This window comes from Roseibium album (genome assembly GCF_001404515.1).
GTDB classification, from domain to species: Bacteria; Pseudomonadota; Alphaproteobacteria; order Rhizobiales; family Stappiaceae; genus Roseibium; species Roseibium album.
The window spans coordinates 1-1175 of record NZ_CXWE01000029.1; the positions used below are offsets into that span (position 1 = coordinate 1).

Genomic DNA, 1175 nt, shown 5'->3' on the forward strand with positions numbered 1-1175 from the left:
GCTTGATGCTCGGCGTAGCAGCTGCTGCTACCGCTACCACCGCCCAGGCAGCCGATCTTCCGGTTGCTCCGGAGCCGGTCGACTACGTTCGCGTCTGTGACGCTTACGGTTCGCGCTTCTACTACATCCCGGGCACAGAAACCTGCCTGCGTGTTGGTGGTCGTCTTCGTACACAGTTCGTTGTCAACAACGTTCTCGATGACAACAACAATCCAGGCGCATGGGCAGCTCGCGATTCCGATGGCTATTCGTGGCTGACACGCGGTTACGCATACCTCGATGCCCGTAACGCTACTGAATTCGGCACCCTGCGTGCCTATGTCGGTCTGCGCATGGACATCACAAATGGCGCCAGCGGCTTTAAGCTGGACTCCGGTTACATCCAGTGGGGCGGCCTGACAGCTGGTTACCTCGGATCTAACTTCAACACCTACACCGGTCAGGTGTTCATGGGTGTTGTCACACGTGACTGGGCTGATACCACGGTCAACCAGATCGCTTACACCGCTGCATTCGGCAACGGCTTCTCCGCAACAATCGCACTTGAAGATCGTTCCGGTCATGAAGTTGGTGCATATGGCGGTACACGGGCTCCTGACGTCGTTGCAGCTCTCGGCGTATCTCAGGGTTGGGGTTCTGCACAGCTCTCCGGTGCATTGCATCAAGTTTATCCGGACAATGCTGCGGCAAACTTGGGTGCAACGTCTGCTGATGAATCCATCGGTTGGGCACTCGGCGCAGGTGTGAACATCAATTTGCCTTTCGCAAACTCGGGTTCAAACATCTTCTTCCAGGGCTTCTATGCTGACGGTGCTCTGAAGTACATCGGTAACGGAATTACCGATGTGGCTGGTGTTACTGACTACGAAGTTAACAACAGCGGCACCAACTCCGGTTACTCGCTGTCTGCTGGTGTGTACATCCAGGCTACGCCGACCATCGGTCTGGCAGCTGACGGATCTTGGGCACATGTCGATCAAGACAACACTGGTACGATCGGTGATGTAGATCGTTGGGCAATTGACGGTTCGGTCCAGTGGGAGCCGGTCTCCGGTTTCGTCATGGGTGCTGACATTGGCTACGCCAATACTGATATTAGCGGCATCAATGGAAACGCTGACACCGACTTCGACGAACTCCTCTTCGGTGTTCGTATGCAGCGCACTTTCTAATCA

Annotated in this window: 1 protein-coding gene; it reads left to right on the forward strand. The window is 55.4% G+C overall.

The features are described 5' to 3' along the window. The first annotated feature begins 2 nt into the window (after window positions 1-2). Window positions 3-1172: a porin gene (locus LA5095_RS31710; protein WP_235814792.1), complete on the forward strand. Its 1170-nt coding sequence runs from the start codon at window positions 3-5 to the stop codon at window positions 1170-1172. Window positions 1173-1175 lie beyond the last annotated feature (3 nt).